Consider the following 18,960-nt stretch of genomic DNA (forward strand, 5'->3'; position numbering starts at 1 on the left):
GGATTTTCTCGCTATTCGTCCCCATCCTTGATCAATCGCTCTGTCCGTTCCTTCAATTCACTGTGGGGAATGAACTTTTCTGAAAGCATGTCCGGCAGAATGTATTCAAGGAAGTATTGGACGCATGTAAGTTCTTTGAACTTCACGATGGTTGCCAGTGCGTCCTGGTAAATTTCAATGAATAAAGGCTCTGGATTGCCCTTCTGGATCTCGCCGAACGTTTCATAAAGTAGGTCGATTTTATCGGCCACTGAAAGGATCCTCCCCTCCAATGAGGCATCTTTTCCTTCTTTGAAACGGCCTCTGTATACATCTTGGAATTGCGGGGGAAATTCTGTTGAGATGAATTTCTTGACCATTTCATCCTCGACCTGGCTGAAGAGCTCCCGGAGTTCGACGGATGCATATTTTACAGGCGTTTTGATGTCACCGGTGAACAGTTCAGCGTAATCGTGGTTCAATGCCTTTTCGTAAAGGGATTTCCAGTCGACTTCTTGTCCATCCTGTTCCTCCACGGTTCCCAGGAATTGAGCAATCTTGGTCACCTTGAAGGAATGACTGGCCACATTATGTTCATGATATTTGAACCGCCCCGGACAGCGGACGAGCGTCTCCAGGTCGGAAAGACTTTTGAAGTAATGATGAATTCCCATTGAATTCTCCTCTCTCTTTTATAGTCCCGGGTTGTACTTACCCGTTTAATGCTTAAAAGAAACAACTCAGCCCTTTTCCAGCAGCTCCTCAACCTCCCCTTGCAAAATGGCATTGAGTGCGTCATGGAAAAGCGTAGGGATCTGGTGGGTTGCGCCGGGTATGATATACACTTTCTTAGGATGACAATCCTTGTAGCACTCCATCTGGTCGTTTATCCAATCTGATTTTTCTCCGTAAATCAGGAGAAGCGGCACTTTGCAATGGTTCATCTTTTCAATGCCGTCATATTGCAGGGACTGCTTGTAAAAATGATACCAGATCTCCGGATTCGCTTTGTTCATATGAAGAATGAGCTCTTTTCGTTCCAGCTTACTTTTGGTGTGAGCTTTGGCAATGATTTTAGCGAGGCGGACGGGATGGTTCCGGACCAGCTTCATCCCTGCTAAATGCATCAGCTTCAGCTTGTTGTGTATCACTTTCGGATAAGCCCCGATCAGGATAAGGGCGCTGACTTTGTCATGATATGCAGCAGCAAATTGTTGTGCGATCACACCTCCTGCAGAATAGCCGATGAGTACACATGTGGATAACTTTAAATGATTGAGAAGGAAGTTGATTTCTTCCACATAGGAATCGAGGCTGACGAATGTCTTATACGACGGCGAATCTCCGTGCCCGGATAAATCCGGGATGATCAGCCGATATTGTTTGGCAAGGGAATGCTGTTTGGAAAAAACGACCCTTCCCATTCCTGGCGGATGAAGGAATACGAGAGGCGTCCCTTCACCCATATCTTCAAAGTATAAAGTCGAACCCTGATAGGATACGCTTGGCATATATAAAACCTCCCTTAATCCGAGTCAGTATCTACTACACATTGTTCTCGGGTTAAGGGAGTTCTAGTCATCATATTTAGATGAGGCGGACGGAAACGACGCCGTCGATGGCTTTCAATTTGGTTTTGACATCGTTTTGTTCCTCTTCTGTCAGTTTTTGGTCAAGGTCGATCATCGTGTAGGCCCACGTGTTTTTACTGCGGTTGATCATGTCGGCGATGTTGACGGCATAGCCGGATAATGTCGTTGTGATTCCGCCGACCATGTTCGGGATGTTTTTATGCATCACGGTGACCCTCATTTTCCCGCTGTATGGGAGTTCCACGTCCGGCAGGTTGACCGCATGCTTGATATTGCCTGTTTCCAGATACGTTTTCAGCTGTTTGGCCGCCATGACGGCGCAGTTCTCTTCCGATTCAACGGTCGAAGCCCCAAGGTGGGGAACCGGGATGACGTTGTCCAGTTTCAATACATGTTCATTCGGGAAATCCGTGACATATTTTTTGACGGTACCGGCGATTAACGCATCTCCCAGCGCGCTTTCTTCCACAAGCTCTCCCCTAGAGAAATTCAGGAGGGTGATACCCTTTTTCATGCGCATGAAGCTGTCATTATTCACGAAGTGCTTCGTTTTGTCCGTAAGCGGAATGTGGAACGTGACAAAGTCACATTGCGCCCATACATCCTCGATATTATGAGCTCTTTTCACATCCTGGGATAATCTCCATGCGGCGTCGACTGAGATAAATGGATCGTATGCGACAACGTCCATCCCGAGTGCGAGGGCATCATTCGCTACGAGGACACCGATGGCTCCGAGTCCCACTACACCAAGCTTTTTCCCTTTGATTTCACTACCGACAAACTCCTTCTTTTTCGCCTCGACGACAGTGGACACATCTTCTTCATTATGAAGCGTATTGGCCCAGCCTACCGCTGAATAGAGATTGCGGGCAGAAGCGATCAGGTTAGCAAGCACAAGTTCTTTTACAGCATTGGCATTGGCCCCCGGGGTGTTAAAAACGACAATCCCTTTATCGGTGCAGTCATCCACCGGGATATTATTGACACCTGCCCCGGCACGGGCGATCGCTTTTAAAGATGCAGGGAATGAGAAATCATGAAGATTCTTCGACCGTACAAGAAGTCCATCCGGAGCCCCCTCACCATTCAGGTGATAGTTGATGTCGTCCTCGATTAATGAAAGTCCGCTTTTTGATATCGCATTGTACGTATTGATTGTAAGCATCATGATCCTCCTCCACTCAAGTTCTGTTCAAATGTTTTCATAAAATCGACGAGCTCCTTCACACCTTCGACCGGCATGGCATTATACAGGCTTGCACGCATGCCCCCCACCGACCGGTGACCTTTCAGAAACTCAAATCCGGCTTCTTTAGCTTCTTTTAAAAATCTGGCGTTCACTTCATCGCTGTCCGCTGTAAATGGAATATTCATCAGTGACCGGTTTTCCGGTGAGACAGGGTTTTGAAAAAGGTTGGACTGATCGATATAGGAGTAAAGGAGATGCGCTTTTTCCTTATTTCGCGCCTCCATCCCCTCGATTCCGCCATTTTCTTTCACCCATTCCAATACAAGTTTCAATACATATATGGCAAAGGTCGGCGGCGTATTGAATAGCGATCCGTGTTTCACATAGGTTTCGTAATCCAGGAGCGTCGGACAATGAGCCGGTGCCTTTCCGACGAGGTCTTCACGGATGATTGCGACGGTGACTCCTGACGGACCGAGATTCTTCTGGGCACCGGCGTATATGAGACCGAACTTGGAAACGTCGAGTTTCTCGGAAAGAATATGTGATGACATATCCGCGATCAGCGGGATGTCCCCGGTTTCGGGATAGCCATTGAACCGCGTTCCTTCTATTGTATTATTGGAGGTGATATGTACATACCGTGCTTTTCCTGAAAAATCCTTTGCGGAATAAGCCGGGATGGCCGTTTGATTTTCCATTGTGTGCGTTCGTATTTCTCCCACTTTATCCGCTTCTTTTACCGCTTTTTTAGACCAGCTGCCGGTTACGATGTACTCGGCTGTTTCGCCGGGTCCGAGCAGATTCAGCGGGATTATGGAGAATTGTAGGGAAGCCCCTCCCTGCATAAAGAGGACGTGATAATGATCCGGGATGGAAAGCAGTTCCTTTAGCAGGGCTTCCGCTCCATCAATGATCTTTTGAAAAGGGGCAGAGCGATGGCTGAGCTCCATCACAGACATGCCGGTACCTTCATAATCAAGCAGTTCACGCTGTACCTTTTCAAGCACCGGCTTCGGGAGCACTGCGGGACCTGCCGAGAAATTGTAGACAGTTTTCACGTACAATACCACCTTTTAAAGTTCAGAATTTTTCCACATTATATTGAACACTTCGCTTTCCGTCAATACCACTCTCCCGACATGTAAACGCTTAATCACCCCCCTTTTTGTCAAATTGCATACCCATCGTATCATTCTTTTGAATTTTGAGATTTTATAGAAGGAACAGGGCTTCGATGAGGGACTATACTACTCTATTGAAGGAATTTTGTGGAAATGCTATAGTGTATAAGGTGAATATTTAGAAAAATTTGTCATATTTATATTATTTCTTTGGGAGGGACCCTGATGAAGAAGCAAATCCTGTGGCTGCCTGTTCAATTCATTCTGACTTGTCTTGGTTTATTTCTATTCAGCGGTGCCGGGTCACTGCTTATGTACGATCACGAACTTATCATACATATCGCTAAATACCTGCATACGTTAGAACTGATTCTTAAGGATCTTCTTGATCCCGGAAATATCTTTATCCGGTTGGAAGCTGACGGCAAGGACTATCCGATTTTTCCTATGCTGTTAAAACTATTCGGCTATTCATTCGTGCTGCTGATGTCAGCCTTTCTAATCGCTGTCGTGTGCGCCGCTCTATTAAGTTATCTATCTATGCTTCTGCCGCGCCGGGCACATCGATTTTTCCTGAAGATTCTTGATCTGCTTGATTCCCTTCCTGATGTTCTGATCGTGGTGATCCTGCAGCTGTTTATCATTTGGCTGTTTAAAAAGACCGGCATTCTTTTTTTCGATATTTATGCCCTCGGGGAAGAAAGGATCTATGTCCTTCCGATCATTTGTTTAGCCGTGATGCCGATTGCCTTTTTAGTCAAAAACTTCTTGTTTCAGCTGCGCGAGGAAGGGGATAAACCGTACGTCGAATATTCTTTCTCAAAAGGGTTTTCCAAGGCTTACACCCTGTGGGTCCACCTTTTCAGGAACGTATGGATCAGCTTCTACTATCATATGAAACCGATTTTTCTGCTCATGCTCTCGAACCTGTTGATCATTGAAATCCTTTTTAACATCAATGGATTTATGACGGCGATGTTATCGGTTGCTGTCAGGGAGCCGAGTGCATTTTTTATCGGCATGCTCATGATTTATATTCCTTTCTTCATCTTGTTCAGTCTTGGTCAGCTTTTCCTTACAAAATATATCGGCATCCATGAGGAGGTGGAAGCATGAGTGTGTTCAGATCGTTCCGATTTTGGATTCCGCTGCTGATTTTACTGGCCATGATCATAGGGAGCTACCTGGTCCCGGTTCTTGATCCAGACTTTCAGGAGTCCGGTCCATCCTATATGACCGATGACGAGACAGGCAGAGTGATCGCCGCACCTCCTTATTCCCCTTCTGAGATGCCCCCGCTAGGGAGCGATAAACTAGGACGGAATCTATTCATCATTCTGATCGCTGGTGCCAAGTACACGCTGTTGTCCGCACTTGTCATCGCCTTGTTGAGAATGGCCGGGGGATTCATCACAGGGGTGCTGTATGCGTTCCTTCCACGCTGGCTCCGGGCAGGGGCAAAAGGGTTGCTGGACACATTTCATTTCATACCGCTGGCCATTGTTGTCTATCTGCTCCTGTTCCCTCTTCAGCTTGCATTTGCAGGAGGCTCCCTTCCTTCATTCACGTTCCTGATCATTGAGGTCATCGTGATTTCACTGATCGTCATTCCTTCGCTCGGGATGTACGTCGGACAAGGGATGCATGCCTTCTTGCAGCAGGATTTCATCTCAGCGTCTCGGACCATGGGGGCAAGGCGGTTTCATTTGATCCGAAAGCATCTGTGGCCGTATTTCAGCCGTCAATCGATTGTATTGTTTTCCGAACAGCTCTCACAGACCCTGCTTCTCCTCGTTCAGCTGGGGATCCTGCATATTACTTTGGGAGGACTGATCACAGAAAATTTCGGGATACTGGAATTCATCCCGCAGTATTTTTCTGTTACAAATGAATGGGCCGCCACGATGAGCATCAACATCCAGCAGATGTTCAATAAGCCGATGCTCTTATTGGCTCCCCTATTGTTTTTCGCGGTTTCCATTTATTGCGTGAATCTGATCAGCTCGGTCCTGCGCCAGGTGCTCATCGACGGTCAAACGATCAAAAAAAGACCGGGGAGGAAGAATGTTAAAACACATGCTGCTTTTTCTAAGCAAAGTGTGGAGGATTTCGATTTCGTACAAGGGAGGAAGACATCATGAATCGATTCAAGGTGCTGACGGTAGTATCGCTCTCCTTTCTCTTTCTCCTCCTGTCAGGCTGCCGTGTGGTCCTGGTTGACGAGACTCTGGAAGAGACGGCTGCTGAACCTGAAGCTAAAGGGAAAGAAACGATTTCCCTGCAATCAAGTGTGCAATTCAGCAAGGATAAGTTGGTTTTTCGAGGGGTGACGGATTTACCCAAGGGCGCCGTCATTGAAGCAAGTTTGAAAGAATACCCGGAAGATGTGACGGTTGAGCAGGTCATCAATGCGACAGCCCAACCATTGGATGAGTCTAAGATTTCCCAAACAGGCGAAGTAGAAGACGACGGCTCCTTCCTAATTGTCATGAAACGTGAGAACCCGGAAAAAAGATACCAGGTATCCATTCAATTCAGACCGGAACTGCAGCCGCAGCCTGTAAAAGATCAATATGGGGAAAACGGGGAAAACATTGGGCCTGCCGAAGGAGTTTTTCAATATGAAATCGATCAATCTCACTATACAGGAATCGCATTGTACGGTCCGCTTCCTAACCTCTCGGACGGAGGGTTTTATCGAGGAAAATGGGATTTGCGTGAGACCCAGAACAAATCGAGGCCATCCTGATGCTTGCCGGCCTTTCCTTCTTCACACTAAAAAACCTGTGCCATTAAAGCACAGGTTTTTTTGCATCCGATCATCCCGTAAGGATATCCTCCTTCGGATAACGGATCTTTTCCTTATCTGGTCTCGACAGCGAGAAGGCAAGCGTCAATGGCCCGAGCTTCCCGATGAACATGACGACGATGATGACACTTTTCCCTATATCCGTGAGGGAACCGGTGATGCCCATCGAGAGGCCGACTGTACCGAATGCCGATACGACTTCAAAGAGAATCGGCAGGAAGTCCGCACCTTTTTCACTGATGTTCATGATGAATAATGCGGTGAACACAAGAAATACACTCATCATGGAAACCGCCAGCGCTTTAAAAATATGAAACTCACTGATCGTCCGGCGGAACAGGCGGATTTCGCGCTTCTCTTTCAAAAACGCAAAAACACTCAGTGAAATGACGACGAATGTGGTGAGCTTGATGCCCCCTCCAGTCGACGCGCTTCCGGCTCCGATGAACATGAGTAAAATCGTCAGCAAGATGGAATCCCGCTCCATGTTCGCGTAATCAAGTGAGTTGAATCCCGCTGTACGAGGTGTCACTGCCGAAAAATAAGCCGCCTGCAGTTTATCGAATAGTGATAGATTCGCCAGCGTATGGGGGTTGTTGTACTCCAGGATGAAAAGGATGATCATGGCTCCCGTATTGATGATCAGCGTCCCCCACAGCATGATTTTCGTATGGAGTGACAGCTTTCTGTATGACCTTGTCTTATAGAGATCGACCAGCACGGTAAACCCGATCCCGCCGAGGATGAATAAGGACGAAATCACGATGTTCACGATCGGATTACCTACATATCCCATCAGGCTGTCAGCCCATATCGAGAATCCAGCGTTGTTAAATGCGGATATCGAATGAAACAAACTGACATACAGCCCTCTGCCCCATCCATATTCAGGCACCCACACTGCTGCAAGCAGCATAAAGGCTATCGCTTCCACCGAAAAGGCAAAGATGAGTAAATATTTGACGAGCTTAATAACACCGCCGACAGAGGTCTGATTCAACGCCTGCTGAATCAAGAGCCTCTCCTTGAATCCGATCTTCTTCCCGATCATCATAAAAATCAGGACAGCAAAGGACATGATGCCGAGACCCCCGATCTGGATCAGACACATGATGACGACTTCCCCAAACAGCGTGAACACACTGCCGGTATCAACGACGATCAGTCCGGTGACCGTCATGGCAGATACCGCCGTGAATAAGGCGTCAAGCATCGTAATGCCCTCCACTGTGGCAAAAGGCAGCTTTAACAGGAGCATTCCGAGCGTGCTGAAAAAGATAAACGTAATCACCAGCAGCTGCGGAGGGCTCCATTGTGCGGTTTTATTCTTCATGGTTTATACACCTTCTTTTTCAAAACGATTAATATCGCGATTATGTCCGATAACAATCAGAAGGTCCTCCTTTTGAATCACTTCATCTGCAGAAGGGGATACGATAACTTCCTCACCGCGGTGGATGGCAATGATGTTACAGCCGTATTTCGCCCGTACATCCAATTCCATCAAATTCTTGCCTGATACCTTTTTCGTTGCCAGCACCTCGACAATACTGTGTTCTTTCGATACTTCTATATAATCGATGATCTTTTCCGACGTAATATGGTGGGCGATCCTCCTCGCCATATCGCGCTCAGGGTGAATGACTTTATCCGCCCCGATCCGGTCAAGCACTTTCTGATGATACGCATTCGACGCTTTCACCCAAACCTCTTTGACCCCGATTTCTTTTAATTGCAGCGTTGTCAGGATACTCGCTTCAATATTTTCACCGAACGAAACGATGACATGGTCGAAGTTCCGTAAGCCCAGTGATTTCAGCACCGACTCATCCATCGCATTTGCCTGGACGGCATGAGTGGCGATGTCCTGGAATCTTTGGACGACATCGTGGTGTATATCGATCGCGAGCACCTCTACATTTCGTTCCGCAAGCTCCTGTACAAGATTCCCTCCAAATCGGCCCAACCCGATGACTGCAAATTGTTTCTTCATGATGTTACCCTCCAAAACCTTTTTATTAGCTTAACCATTTAAATGATTTAAAGTTCAACAATCTCGGCCTATGATGTATTCCTCATAAGCGTTAAGTTCAAACGTGAACGAAATACGTGGTGCTTAACAAACTGCTGTTTCTGTATATGTCTGATCTATCCCAGAAAGGAAGCTTGTTAGAAAATGCCCTGTTAAATAGGGTGAATTCTTTTAATGATAGAATTTTGTTGTTTAATCGAATCCAGCTGTTGATTGGAGTGGAGGACGAAGACTCCTGCGGGAAGAGTAGCTAATTAGAAAAGCGGAAGGGCTTTGCTCAGAGGCGGGTGGCATAAGACGAATCGGCCTAGAAGGCGCTCTTTGGCTTCTTGGTCGGTTTGGCTTATGACATGTGCCTCTAAGCCCTGTAGCTAGACATGTGAGACCCCGCAGGAGCGAAGCGACGAGGAGGCTCACGGGCTACCCGCGGAAAGCGAAGTCCTGCACGGAAATCAACAGCGGCAATTAACAGCCTAACAAAAAAACAACGCAAAAAGACCACAAGGAATACACCCTGTGGTCATCATTTTTTGATCACAAGTATCATCCTCTCCCATTACGCTTACGAGGTTAGCTGACGGATTCGGGCGATGGAAGTAGCCCTACCCCATCCACTTGCACAGACGACTGTTTGGTAGAATCGAGGCATCAATCGGTATCCATTGGGTGTACCGGCCTATGCCTTGAGGTTCATTCTGTCGGACTGGGCAGCGATGAGGATTCACCCCTGTAACTCGGGTCCCCCGCTTCAAATTGAATTAAGCGATAAAGAATATTTGTTTGATGATTGTTATCATACTCCTCGCCCCGTTCCTTGTAAATAACTTTCTTGTAAAAATTTCTTCCCGGAAAAATGGAAAATCTTTTTTATACCGCGGGAGGTTTGCCATTTATTTTTATGGGGAAAAACCTACATAAGTAATACGAATGAAGTACTAGAAGGGACGAATGGATATGGCTGATTTTTCATCTATTGCAACAAAGATCACCAGCAGTCAAACCTCAAACTCCTCACAGGATATCAAGCCCTGGATCAGAGGATTTGCCAGGGTTGGATATATAGCAAGAGGAAGTGTTTATATGATGATCGGTGCCCTGGCGGTGATGGCGGCATTCGGAATTGGAGGCAGCATGTCCGATTCCAGCGGTGCATTCAGAGCGGTGGCACAAGCGCCATTCGGAGAGGTGCTGGTATGGATCATCGGGTTCTGTTTGATCGGGATTGTCATGTGGAGCTTCATCGAAGCGATCAAAGATCCGGGTCACACCGACAATTTGGGGAAATCATTTTTCCGCAGACTGACACACTTTTTCAGCGGAATCGCTTACGGCACTCTTTCCTATAACGCCTTCATGATCGCGATGCACGCCAAAAGCGGCTCGGGGTCGGGTTCGAAACAATCGATGTCCGCGAAATTGCTGTCGCAGCCTTTCGGGCAGTGGATTGTCGGAATTGTCGGAGCCGTCATCATCGGTTATGCGCTATATGAAATGTATACGGCATTCACTGAAAAATACACAAAATATTTCAAGCGGCACGAAATGTCCGATAAAGAATGGCAGTTAGGCAAAAAAGCAGGGAAACTCGGATTATACTCCCGGGGATTGGTCTTCCTGCTGATCGGTTATTTCTTCATCCAGACAGCCATCACGGCCGATCCGGATAATACGAAGGGACTTGACGGAGCTTTATCAAAGATCGCCCAGCAGCCTTATGGGCAGTGGATTCTTGCGGCTGTCGCGATCGGATTGTTCTTTTATGGCGTCTATCAGATTTTGAAAGGGAAGAACCGGCATTTGAGTATGTATTGATTCCAATAGATCGAAAGTCACCAGAGCCTGAGAATTCAGGCTCTGTTTTTTATTTGTCGATTTTATTACACTACAATAGAATGCATAAATTTTGCTTTAATTTCGGATATATTACCTCTTATATCTCAATGAAAGAAGGTACCCTCTAATGAAAAAAGAAACCATCATCATCATGGCATCTCTGGCAATGTTTCTCTCGGCTTGCAGCAATGACAACGGGGAACATTCCGGCCACGAAAATACAGAGTCGTCTCAAGGAGATCACGCGGATGGGCATAATCATGATGATCACGAACATTCCGACGACATCTTCGGGGAACTCGAAGGGAACCAATCCCTTGAAATGCCCGATTCTTTCAATGATTCAGCCTCGGAGAATCTACAAACGCTCATGACCAAAAACAGCACCCGATTAAATACAAAGGATGCGTCTGAAGCATCCATCCTTACTTCCCAGATGATCTGGCCGTCCACTCACAAGAGCAGCCAGCCGGGCACGGTCATCCTGATACCGGAAGACAATTGGCAAATCGGCCTGGCCGCTGTCGACCTTATCCATCACCCAAACAACGGGCCCGTCCTGTACTATGATGAAAAAGGGATACCCGGGAACGTGATGAACGAAATCAAACGCTTGAATCCTAAAGGAAATGTGAACGGGACACAGGTCATGGTGATGGGCGATGCGCCTGCTGCCGTTACCCGACAGCTTCAGGGGTATGAGATCCAGGAAGTGAAAGGAAGCTCTCCTGAAACGTTTGCCGCTGAAATCGACCGAACCTATGCTGAAGTGACAGACAATCAGTATCCGGAAAGCATCATCATTGTTTCCTCGGAAGAAAAGGCTAAACCGTATTCGCTTCTGGCAGCTAACTGGATCGCTCACATGCCCGAACCGGTCCTTTATGTAAATGATGAAGGCATCCCTGAAGAAACGAAGAAAGCTCTCGAAAAGCGGGACGGCAAAGCGAACCTTTACCTGCTTGGAGCAAAGGAAGCCATAACCGATGAAGTGGAAAAGGAACTAAAAGCTTATGGGAATGTGATGAGAATGAAAGGCAGCGATCCCGTTTCGATGAGTGTGGAATTCGCTGCATTCAAAGATAAGGACACCGGTTTCGGCTGGGGATTGAGTGACCCTGGACATGGAGTTTCGTTCATCTCCATCTCCACCCCGCAGCTAGTCATCCCGGCAGCACCTTTTTCCCATCTCGGAAAGCACGCTCCCCTTATCTGGCTGGAGAACGGGAAAGTGAACAAGCCTGTCATTGACTTCTTAGCCGATATCAAGCCTGCTTTCAAAGTGAGTCCTCAAGACGGACCGTACAATCACGGGATCATCGTCGGTGATTTGCAGGCGATTCCTTATCAAACACAAGGCATTCTCGATGATGCCCTTGAAATCGTCCCTGCCAGCGGCGACGCACATGGAGGACATTGATAGAGATATGAAAAGGCAAGCGTAACAGGCTTGTCTCTTCATCGTTTGTCTTTCCCTCTTGATTAAAGCTAAAATAAAGGAAGCTATGGGGGGGATCGGATTTAAACTGCACACATTCTTCAAAAAGTTCAGGTACGATAGGATTGACGGAGATTGGGGGTATCACGTGAGTAAAATATCAACGAAATTAGCTCTATATTTCACGATTGTCGTTTTGATCATGGAATTACTTCTTATGTTTTACCTTCATGAAAAAATCGTCAACAACAGGATCGAAGAAGAACTACAATCCATTCAATTAAGAGGGAACAGTCACAGGGATGTATTGGAGGATAACTATTCCGCGGATACCCTTCATCATATCGCCCTGATGGAGTCAAAAACCGAAACGGAAGTATTGATCACAGATCAAGATCACAGGAAGATCATCAGTTCAACCGATCTTTCTTCCAAGCTCGGGAACTTGATTGATCGTACGTCATCCCCGCTCGACAGGGAAGGCGAAATCCTTGAGTCGGATTACCGGGATCAGCGTTATCTCGCTACCGTCACCCCTTTTCAAACCGACAGTCAGTCGGGCTATGTGTACATGTTTAAAAGTACGGCACCGCTCCGGGAACTGATCAAGGAGCTGAATGCCCACTTTTTGATTGCCGGATTTTCCAGTCTGTGTTTACTGGTCATCATCCATTTCACCCTATCCAAAATCCTGACCCGTCCGCTCATAAGGATGAAAAGGGCAACTGAAAAAATCAGTGAGGGTGATTATGAAGTCGCTCTCCCCCGGCTCGGAAATGACGAAATCGGGGAATTGGGGGAATCAATCAACAAACTGTCCAAGGATTTAAAAACGATGAAACGGGATCGCGCAGAGTTTCTGGCAAGCATCTCCCATGAATTGAGAACGCCGCTTACCTACGTACAGGGATATACGAATGTGGCACTGCGTAAGAATATCGATGAACAGGACCGGCAGGAATACTTGCGGATCATACAAGAAGAAACAGGTACCATCGTGACGCTCGTGGAAAATCTGTTTGAATTGGCCAAGCTGGATGAAAATACGTTTACCATTTTGAAAGAACATGTCGGACTCAGCCCTTTACTCCGTAAAATCCATACGAAGATGGCCCCCGCTTTCAACAGCGAGGGGATCTCATTGGATGTCGAATGCCGTGAGGAACTGACCCTGTACGCGGACCCGATCAGGCTTGAACAAATACTATTGAATCTACTGGATAACGCAAGAAAGTATTCCAAGGCGGGATCGACGACCAGTCTCCACGTCACATCTGAAGCCCAATCTGTGATTTTTACGGTCAAGGATGAAGGAATCGGCATTCCACAATCGGAGCTTCCTAATATTTTCGAACGCCTCTACCGGGTTGAAAAATCCAGATCTCGTGAGCTTGGCGGCACAGGGCTGGGCCTCTCCATCGTCAAAATGCTTGTCGAAGCCCATGGAGGGGATATCTCCCTTACAAGTACAGAAGGAATGGGAACAACGGTCGTGCTGAACATGCCCAATAAGGAGGACGGAGAATGAACACCATTTTACTAGTCGATGATGAAGCACGCATGCTGAACCTGCTGGAGCTTTATTTAAGCCCTGGCGGTTATTCGATCATAAAAGTGAATAATGGACATGAGGCCATCCACTCCATCAAAAAGAAGAAGATCGACCTGGTTCTTCTCGATATCATGATGCCTGAACTGTCCGGCTGGGAAACATGTGAACGCATCCGTGCATTCTCAAATATCCCGATTATCATGCTGACAGCAAGGGACACAAAAGAAGATGTCGTAAAAGGACTGAATGCAGGAGCGGACGATTACATCACGAAGCCATTTGATGAAGAAGTACTTCTCGCCCGTGTCAACGCACTTCTTCGCAGGCAGAAAAATGAATTTCAATCGGCAACAAGCCATCTATTGACCCGGGGGGATTTCACCTTGGATTCCAGTTCCTATACGTTCCATCATAAAGAGCGGCAGATTCCGCTCACCCTTAAAGAATTCAAGCTGCTGGAATCTCTGATGAAGAACCCTGAGCGCGTCTATACCCGGGATCAGCTGCTCGTGATGGTCTGGGATGTCAATGCCACAACGGAAACAAGAACGGTCGACTCCCACATCAGGAACCTCAGGGACAAGCTCAAACGTGCTGACTTTCCGATAGAAGGTCATTTAACGACAGTGTGGGGAATCGGCTATCAGTGGAAAATATGAAACAGAAAGCAGGAGATCGTATGAAAAAATGGATTGGACTAGTATCAGCGGCAGCGTTGGTCATGACCGGCTGCTCTTCTTCTCAAGAGGAAGGATATACATTTATAGATGCTGAAAGCGGGAGTATCGAACATCTTCACGGCGCAGGCTATCCGAATGATAAAGAGGCGTTTGTCATCGCGACCCATAACGGTTTATACAAATATGAAGATGGTAAATGGCTTGAAGCCAACAGTGAAAAGCATGATTATATGGGGTTTTACCCGTATAATGAAGGCTTTTATTCAAGCGGTCACCCTGAACAAGGCTCGGATTTGAAAAATCCATTGGGTCTGATCAAAAGTACCGATTACGGGAAAAGCATGGAGAAACTTGCCTTCTACGGTGAAACAGACTTTCACTATCTTGCCGCAGGCTATGAGTCGGGTGCGGTATATGTGCTGAATCAAGAACCTAATTCCAAGCTGGAAGCGGGTCTTTATCTTACGGAGGATGAAGGAGAAAATTGGAGCAAGAAAGAGATGTCCGGATTTGATTCGACCGGGATCGGCGGCATGGCTGTCCATCCTTCGGACAAAAACAGGATGGCGATCGCAAGCCGCGACGGCCTTTTCCTTACCGAAGACGGCGGAGACAACTTTACTGCCGTTACAGAAGGGAATATGACCACAGGCATTTTCCTGGGTGAAAAAACAGGGATATACTCTTCAATCGAAAATGGAACAATCACACTGGTGGAATTCGACCTTGAAACCGGCAAGGAGACTCCGCTTCAAGCACCTGAATTGAAGCAGGATAATCCAATCATGCATATCACCCAAAACCCGACGGACCCTTCAGAATTGACGATTGTCACATATAACAACGATATCTACCGTACGGCCAATAATGGTCAGGATTGGGAAGAAATCATGGACGAAGGTATGATAGAATAACAGGATCATTAGATTTATTGTTTTTAAAGAAACATTGAAGGATTGAAGTAAATGGACTGGCTGGCACTGACCGTAAAGGAAATGATGGAGAATTATATGAGCGGGAGTGCCGTCTTACTGGCTGTCTTCAGCGTACTGCTGAACATTCTGATCAGTATCGCCGGCCTCCTTCCGAGTTTTTTCATCACGGCATTGAACATTTCATATTTTGGCCTGGAAACCGGACTGATCATCTCCATCATCGGTGAATCGCTCGGGGCCATCGTCAGTTTCGTGCTCTACCGGAAAGGGATATCCGTCGCAAAACTCGATACGATCTCTTCCAATCGATATTTTTTGAGATTGAAGAAGGCAGAAGGAAAAGAATGGATTTTTCTTCTATTTGTTTTTCGTATCTTCCCGTTTGTCCCTTCAGGGGTCGTCACAGCGGCTGCCTCATTCAGCAGCATCCCCCTCGCCGCTTTTGCTGTGGTGAGCACGGTGGGGAAAATCCCGGCTCTCCTGCTGGAAGCCCTGATCGTGGTGAATGTGATCCAAGCGTCAAAGGGGACGTGGGTCATGCTGGGTGCGGCTTCGGTACTGGCGCTTGGATATGCAGCGTTTCGATATGGACGACTAAGCAGATCATGAATGAATGCCCGGAACATTTGGTTCCGGGCGTTTTTTTAATTATGATGGCTGCTATACTCAACACGTTTAAAATCGTTCCCGCTCACTTCGGTCTTCTCTGCCTTCTTTGCGGCATTGTACCTCTTCTTGAATTTTTTATAGTAATAAGAATGTCCCGAAGTCACCCGAACATAGCCCTCCATCATCAAGGCGACGGCGAACATGGCGCTTGCAAAAAACAGGATCGGGGTGAGCGGCACCCAAGGCGCCCCTTGAAGATAGCGGAACGAGTCGCCGATCAACCCTGACCATTCATTCGTCATTGATTGAGGAGGGTCCCTTACCACAGAGTAATCCACATCGGTTCCGCCGACAAATAGCTGCAGCAACCCAAGATGGATGAAAATGATCAATGTCTGCATGATCTGCTGGCCGAAAAGGACGACAAGCTTCTCTTTCAAGGAAGGAAGGATATGCTTAAGGATGATCCTCAGCTTATTTGCCCCCAACACTTTCGCGCTCAGAATGAATTCTTCCTTATAAATCAGTGAGATTTCGTTCCCCAATAGGGATGAAATGATCGGCACGATCAGGAGCGTGAGCACAAGTATTTCAAAGATGAATCTTTCTGGCATCGTCGTTGAGAAACCTTCAAACGGCTCCCACAGCACAGGCCTGAGCAGGAAATATGCCAGTATGGATAACGGCAGATAATGAAAGGAATCTATCGTACCGTTGATGGATTTTCTATATTTTCCAAGATAAATACCGAGGACGAAGCCGATCGGCAGGGAGACGGCCACTGTCAGAAACGCGATGACAAAAGCGGTGAGCAGCGTATATTTAGCACCGATCAGGATCTTGCCAAGCATATCCAGTCCGAGCGGGTCCGTTCCAAACGGATACGCCCATTTCGGTGAAATCGGAGCTGCTTCAACGGGAAAACCATTTTCAGAAATAAAATAAAGCCTTCTCACCTCATCCCCCCACAGCAGCGAATACAGGAAACTGGCCAGGATCAATACAACAAGATACAGAAATCCGGTCATAAAAAAGGGATTCTTCCACACGCTTCGTTTCATTATAGCTCCTCCCCCCTGTTCGCTTTGCGGGACAGCACAAATTCCCCGACATGATAAAAAAGAAACAGAGGAATGAAAATGCTGAATAAAGCGAGAGTGAATAAAGTCGGCTGCAGGGTGGACATGAGGAATCTGGTAATGCCCGGAATATTGAACAGCAGCTCGACGACGAACAAATTCGACAGCATGAACCAGATTGTTTTCTTTGACTGAAAGAACACTGTGATGATGGCATTTCTAAGAATATGTACAATCAAAATGAAAAAACGGCCGAACCCGATTGACTTTGCCAGCAGCACATAATCTTTCTTCTCTTCCTTCTCGAATGTTAAAATCGTCAAACGATACAATTGAATGGTGGGCAGTATGGCGAGCACCAGGATCGGAAGGACATATACTTTTTCTTCGTAAGTAGCGGCAATTCCGACCAGGACCTCTCCCGATTGTTTGTAATAATAGAGAATAACGAGCTGCAGAAGCAAGATGATAAGGAGATCCGGGAGCGTCTCTAAAAGATAGAAACCGAATTTAATAGATTGCCTGATTCTTTCTGAGAACATCATGGTGATAATCGTGAGGATGACCGCCATCAGCATGGCGAGGAAAAAGGAAGAGAACAGGACGGTCAAGGAGTACTGGACCGGCTCCCACAAATAAGGGAACAAGTCGCGTTCCTTCTGGCCCCCGATCACTTTATATGTGAGTTCTGAAGGGTGGATGAGCGCATTCAGGATCTCTTTGATGGTGGTCCAATAAGCCGCCCAGTGAAGATCTTTATTGGCCAGGCCCGATATGAGGACCGGCAGGCCGCCCATCAATATGATGCCTGCTGCTGATAGAATAAAGTTTTTAAAGATATGAAGAAATTTCATTGACTTCCTCCCTATTTACAATATCATAAGTAAAATTATACCAAATAGTGGGTTGTTTGGAAGGGAAAATAAAAGATAGGGCAGACCGCCTTTATGGCTGCCTGCCCTATTTTATATATATAGTGCCTACACTGAACAGTTGTTAGGTCCTGTCTCCATTGTCGTCTTCTCATCTTCATCCGGATGCTTCCTGCCCATATTCGTTTCACGGATTTCTTCATGGCTGTTCGGTTCATCCGGCAGGTGATCGGTGACCATATGGCGGAATTCCTCCGGGTTTTCCACGTTCAGCTTTTTATTTTTTTCATAGAGTCTGTCCAATCTATCTGATACACTTCCATCATCATTCAATTCGCTCATCTCACCGAAGTGGGACGGGAGAACGGTTAATTCTGATGAAAGATTCTTATAGCGCTCATAAAGCGTATCCCTTAAGTCGCCAACCCAATCATCCGCTTTACCGGCAAGATCGGGGCGACCGATCGATTCGACGAACAGGATATCCCCCGTAAGCAGGAATTCGTCATCCACGATGAGGCTTGTACTCCCGATCGTGTGACCCGGAGAGTAGAATGGCTTGATGGTCACATCCCCGACGTTGATTTCATCGCCATCCTTCAGCGGAGTATACTCAAACTCCACCCCTTCATCATCTTTCTCGGGAAAATAATAAGCCGCTCCGTACTGCTTAGCGATTTCACGCCCGCCAGAGATATGGTCGGCATGTAAATGGGTATCCACGACGGCTTTAATCGTCAATCCCTGTTCTTCGATGAATTCCGTGTAATGATGGGTCATGCGGTTCGGATCGACGATGGCCGCTTCTCCATTGGATTCGATGACATACGATAAACATCCCTTTCCGAGACGAACAAACTGATAGAGCGCCCCGCCGTCCCCTCGCAGTCGGCTGATCTTGACCGGTTCGAGGTGTTCGCTCCAGCCGTTCATTCCGTCCACTACATGAATGATGTTCTCCACGCCTGCCTCTTTCAGAATTTCCACTCCATCCTGAGAAGAAATGCCTCTGGCACACACCACATATATCGGGCCGTCATCCGGCAGCTTCTCCTTTGCCTTCTGTGGATTTTCTTTGATTTCTTTCAGAGGGATATTCATACTTTTGACCGAATCACCCTCGATCTTCCAACTGTCATAATCGTCTTCCCCCCGGACATCGAGGATGAAGACAGTTTCTTTCTTCATGATTTTTTTGACTAAGTCTTTTACTTCCAATGGTTGAAGTGACATT

18 protein-coding genes and 1 riboswitch are annotated in these 18,960 nt (G+C 46.9%); of the genes, 9 read left to right on the forward strand and 9 right to left on the reverse strand.

The features are described 5' to 3' along the window. Positions 1-11 precede the first annotated feature (11 nt). The 4 genes from ACUXV2_RS16965 to serC form a co-directional block, all read right to left on the reverse strand. Complete coding sequence (locus ACUXV2_RS16965) at positions 12-653, reverse strand: HD domain-containing protein (protein WP_446244326.1); 642 nt, start codon at positions 651-653, stop codon at positions 12-14. A gap of 66 nt (positions 654-719) precedes the next feature. Next, positions 720-1,490 carry an alpha/beta fold hydrolase gene (locus ACUXV2_RS16970; protein ID WP_446244327.1) on the reverse strand — a complete coding sequence of 257 codons (771 nt, stop codon included), beginning with the start codon at positions 1,488-1,490 and terminating at the stop codon, positions 720-722. Between the two features lie 76 nt (positions 1,491-1,566). Further along, positions 1,567-2,739, reverse strand: a complete 1,173-nt coding sequence (locus ACUXV2_RS16975) for a phosphoglycerate dehydrogenase (RefSeq protein ID WP_446244328.1) — start codon at positions 2,737-2,739, stop codon at positions 1,567-1,569. Beyond that, complete coding sequence (gene serC, locus ACUXV2_RS16980; protein WP_446244329.1) at positions 2,739-3,824, reverse strand: 3-phosphoserine/phosphohydroxythreonine transaminase; 1,086 nt, start codon at positions 3,822-3,824, stop codon at positions 2,739-2,741. The genes ACUXV2_RS16975 and serC overlap by 1 nt, the downstream gene beginning before the upstream one ends. A gap of 288 nt (positions 3,825-4,112) precedes the next feature. On the opposite strand from serC, the gene ACUXV2_RS16985 reads away from it, so the two are divergent. Genes ACUXV2_RS16985 through ACUXV2_RS16995 form a run of 3 tightly spaced genes read left to right on the forward strand, consistent with a single transcriptional unit; the run spans position 4,113 to position 6,636 of the window. Further along, positions 4,113-5,003 carry an ABC transporter permease subunit gene (locus ACUXV2_RS16985; RefSeq protein ID WP_446244330.1) on the forward strand — a complete coding sequence of 297 codons (891 nt, stop codon included), beginning with the start codon at positions 4,113-4,115 and terminating at the stop codon, positions 5,001-5,003. Next, the gene (locus ACUXV2_RS16990) at positions 5,000-6,028 is read left to right on the forward strand and encodes an ABC transporter permease subunit (RefSeq protein WP_446244331.1); all 1,029 of its coding nucleotides are present in this window, start codon (positions 5,000-5,002) and stop codon (positions 6,026-6,028) included. The genes ACUXV2_RS16985 and ACUXV2_RS16990 overlap by 4 nt, the downstream gene beginning before the upstream one ends. Next, positions 6,025-6,636 carry a hypothetical protein gene (locus ACUXV2_RS16995; protein WP_446244332.1) on the forward strand — a complete coding sequence of 204 codons (612 nt, stop codon included), beginning with the start codon at positions 6,025-6,027 and terminating at the stop codon, positions 6,634-6,636. The genes ACUXV2_RS16990 and ACUXV2_RS16995 overlap by 4 nt, the downstream gene beginning before the upstream one ends. A gap of 70 nt (positions 6,637-6,706) precedes the next feature. Here ACUXV2_RS16995 and ACUXV2_RS17000 read toward each other — a convergent pair whose 3' ends face one another. Continuing rightward, positions 6,707-8,029 carry a TrkH family potassium uptake protein gene (locus tag ACUXV2_RS17000; RefSeq protein WP_446244333.1) on the reverse strand — a complete coding sequence of 441 codons (1,323 nt, stop codon included), beginning with the start codon at positions 8,027-8,029 and terminating at the stop codon, positions 6,707-6,709. 3 nt (positions 8,030-8,032) lie between these two features. Next, positions 8,033-8,689: a potassium channel family protein gene (locus ACUXV2_RS17005; protein WP_446244334.1), complete on the reverse strand. Its 657-nt coding sequence runs from the start codon at positions 8,687-8,689 to the stop codon at positions 8,033-8,035. A gap of 582 nt (positions 8,690-9,271) precedes the next feature. Continuing rightward, positions 9,272-9,503: riboswitch (cyclic di-AMP (ydaO/yuaA leader) on the reverse strand. A 173-nt stretch (positions 9,504-9,676) separates the two neighbouring features. Between ACUXV2_RS17005 and ACUXV2_RS17010 the strand changes: the two genes are divergently transcribed. The 6 genes from ACUXV2_RS17010 (at position 9,677) to ACUXV2_RS17035 (ending at position 15,775) form a co-directional block, all read left to right on the forward strand. Then, positions 9,677-10,540, forward strand: a complete 864-nt coding sequence (locus ACUXV2_RS17010; protein WP_446244335.1) for a DUF1206 domain-containing protein — start codon at positions 9,677-9,679, stop codon at positions 10,538-10,540. A gap of 148 nt (positions 10,541-10,688) precedes the next feature. Beyond that, a complete protein-coding gene (locus ACUXV2_RS17015; protein ID WP_446244336.1) occupies positions 10,689-11,981 on the forward strand; it encodes a cell wall-binding repeat-containing protein in 1,293 nt (430 codons plus the stop codon). 166 nt (positions 11,982-12,147) lie between these two features. Then, a complete protein-coding gene (locus tag ACUXV2_RS17020; protein WP_446244337.1) occupies positions 12,148-13,527 on the forward strand; it encodes an ATP-binding protein in 1,380 nt (459 codons plus the stop codon). Beyond that, positions 13,524-14,210 (forward strand): response regulator transcription factor, encoded by a 687-nt coding sequence (locus tag ACUXV2_RS17025; protein WP_446244338.1) that lies wholly within the window; start codon positions 13,524-13,526, stop codon positions 14,208-14,210. The genes ACUXV2_RS17020 and ACUXV2_RS17025 overlap by 4 nt, the downstream gene beginning before the upstream one ends. 20 nt (positions 14,211-14,230) lie before the next feature. Continuing rightward, a complete protein-coding gene (locus tag ACUXV2_RS17030; protein WP_446244339.1) occupies positions 14,231-15,145 on the forward strand; it encodes a F510_1955 family glycosylhydrolase in 915 nt (304 codons plus the stop codon). A 51-nt stretch (positions 15,146-15,196) separates the two neighbouring features. After that, positions 15,197-15,775, forward strand: a complete 579-nt coding sequence (locus ACUXV2_RS17035) for a TVP38/TMEM64 family protein (RefSeq protein WP_446244340.1) — start codon at positions 15,197-15,199, stop codon at positions 15,773-15,775. A gap of 35 nt (positions 15,776-15,810) precedes the next feature. Here ACUXV2_RS17035 and ACUXV2_RS17040 read toward each other — a convergent pair whose 3' ends face one another. From ACUXV2_RS17040 to ACUXV2_RS17050, 3 genes are all read right to left on the reverse strand, one after another. Continuing rightward, positions 15,811-16,836, reverse strand: coding sequence for an ABC transporter permease (locus ACUXV2_RS17040; RefSeq protein ID WP_446244341.1), 1,026 nt, complete (start codon positions 16,834-16,836; stop codon positions 15,811-15,813). Beyond that, a complete protein-coding gene (locus tag ACUXV2_RS17045; RefSeq protein ID WP_446244342.1) occupies positions 16,836-17,708 on the reverse strand; it encodes an ABC transporter permease subunit in 873 nt (290 codons plus the stop codon). Before ACUXV2_RS17045 ends, ACUXV2_RS17040 begins: the two co-directional genes overlap by 1 nt. A gap of 126 nt (positions 17,709-17,834) precedes the next feature. Continuing rightward, positions 17,835-18,959 (reverse strand): MBL fold metallo-hydrolase, encoded by a 1,125-nt coding sequence (locus ACUXV2_RS17050; RefSeq protein WP_446244343.1) that lies wholly within the window; start codon positions 18,957-18,959, stop codon positions 17,835-17,837. Position 18,960 lies beyond the last annotated feature (1 nt).

The sequence above is a fragment of the Rossellomorea sp. NS-SX7 genome (assembly GCF_052828565.1).

What these genes read in the sequence shown, in the direction of transcription:
- ACUXV2_RS16965 (WP_446244326.1), bottom strand. Translation starts at nt 653, where the DNA reads ATGGGAATTCATCATTACTTCAAAAGTCTTTCCGACCTGGAGACGCTC.
- ACUXV2_RS16970 (WP_446244327.1), bottom strand. Translation starts at nt 1,490, where the DNA reads ATGCCAAGCGTATCCTATCAGGGTTCGACTTTATACTTTGAAGATATG.
- ACUXV2_RS16975 (WP_446244328.1), bottom strand. Translation starts at nt 2,739, where the DNA reads ATGCTTACAATCAATACGTACAATGCGATATCAAAAAGCGGACTTTCA.
- ACUXV2_RS16985 (WP_446244330.1), top strand. Translation starts at nt 4,113, where the DNA reads ATGAAGAAGCAAATCCTGTGGCTGCCTGTTCAATTCATTCTGACTTGT.
- ACUXV2_RS16990 (WP_446244331.1), top strand. Translation starts at nt 5,000, where the DNA reads ATGAGTGTGTTCAGATCGTTCCGATTTTGGATTCCGCTGCTGATTTTA.
- ACUXV2_RS16995 (WP_446244332.1), top strand. Translation starts at nt 6,025, where the DNA reads ATGAATCGATTCAAGGTGCTGACGGTAGTATCGCTCTCCTTTCTCTTT.
- ACUXV2_RS17000 (WP_446244333.1), bottom strand. Translation starts at nt 8,029, where the DNA reads ATGAAGAATAAAACCGCACAATGGAGCCCTCCGCAGCTGCTGGTGATT.
- ACUXV2_RS17005 (WP_446244334.1), bottom strand. Translation starts at nt 8,689, where the DNA reads ATGAAGAAACAATTTGCAGTCATCGGGTTGGGCCGATTTGGAGGGAAT.
- ACUXV2_RS17010 (WP_446244335.1), top strand. Translation starts at nt 9,677, where the DNA reads ATGGATATGGCTGATTTTTCATCTATTGCAACAAAGATCACCAGCAGT.
- ACUXV2_RS17015 (WP_446244336.1), top strand. Translation starts at nt 10,689, where the DNA reads ATGAAAAAAGAAACCATCATCATCATGGCATCTCTGGCAATGTTTCTC.
- ACUXV2_RS17025 (WP_446244338.1), top strand. Translation starts at nt 13,524, where the DNA reads ATGAACACCATTTTACTAGTCGATGATGAAGCACGCATGCTGAACCTG.
- ACUXV2_RS17030 (WP_446244339.1), top strand. Translation starts at nt 14,231, where the DNA reads ATGAAAAAATGGATTGGACTAGTATCAGCGGCAGCGTTGGTCATGACC.
- ACUXV2_RS17035 (WP_446244340.1), top strand. Translation starts at nt 15,197, where the DNA reads ATGGACTGGCTGGCACTGACCGTAAAGGAAATGATGGAGAATTATATG.
- ACUXV2_RS17040 (WP_446244341.1), bottom strand. Translation starts at nt 16,836, where the DNA reads ATGAAACGAAGCGTGTGGAAGAATCCCTTTTTTATGACCGGATTTCTG.
- ACUXV2_RS17045 (WP_446244342.1), bottom strand. Translation starts at nt 17,708, where the DNA reads ATGAAATTTCTTCATATCTTTAAAAACTTTATTCTATCAGCAGCAGGC.
- ACUXV2_RS17050 (WP_446244343.1), bottom strand. Translation starts at nt 18,959, where the DNA reads ATGTCACTTCAACCATTGGAAGTAAAAGACTTAGTCAAAAAAATCATG.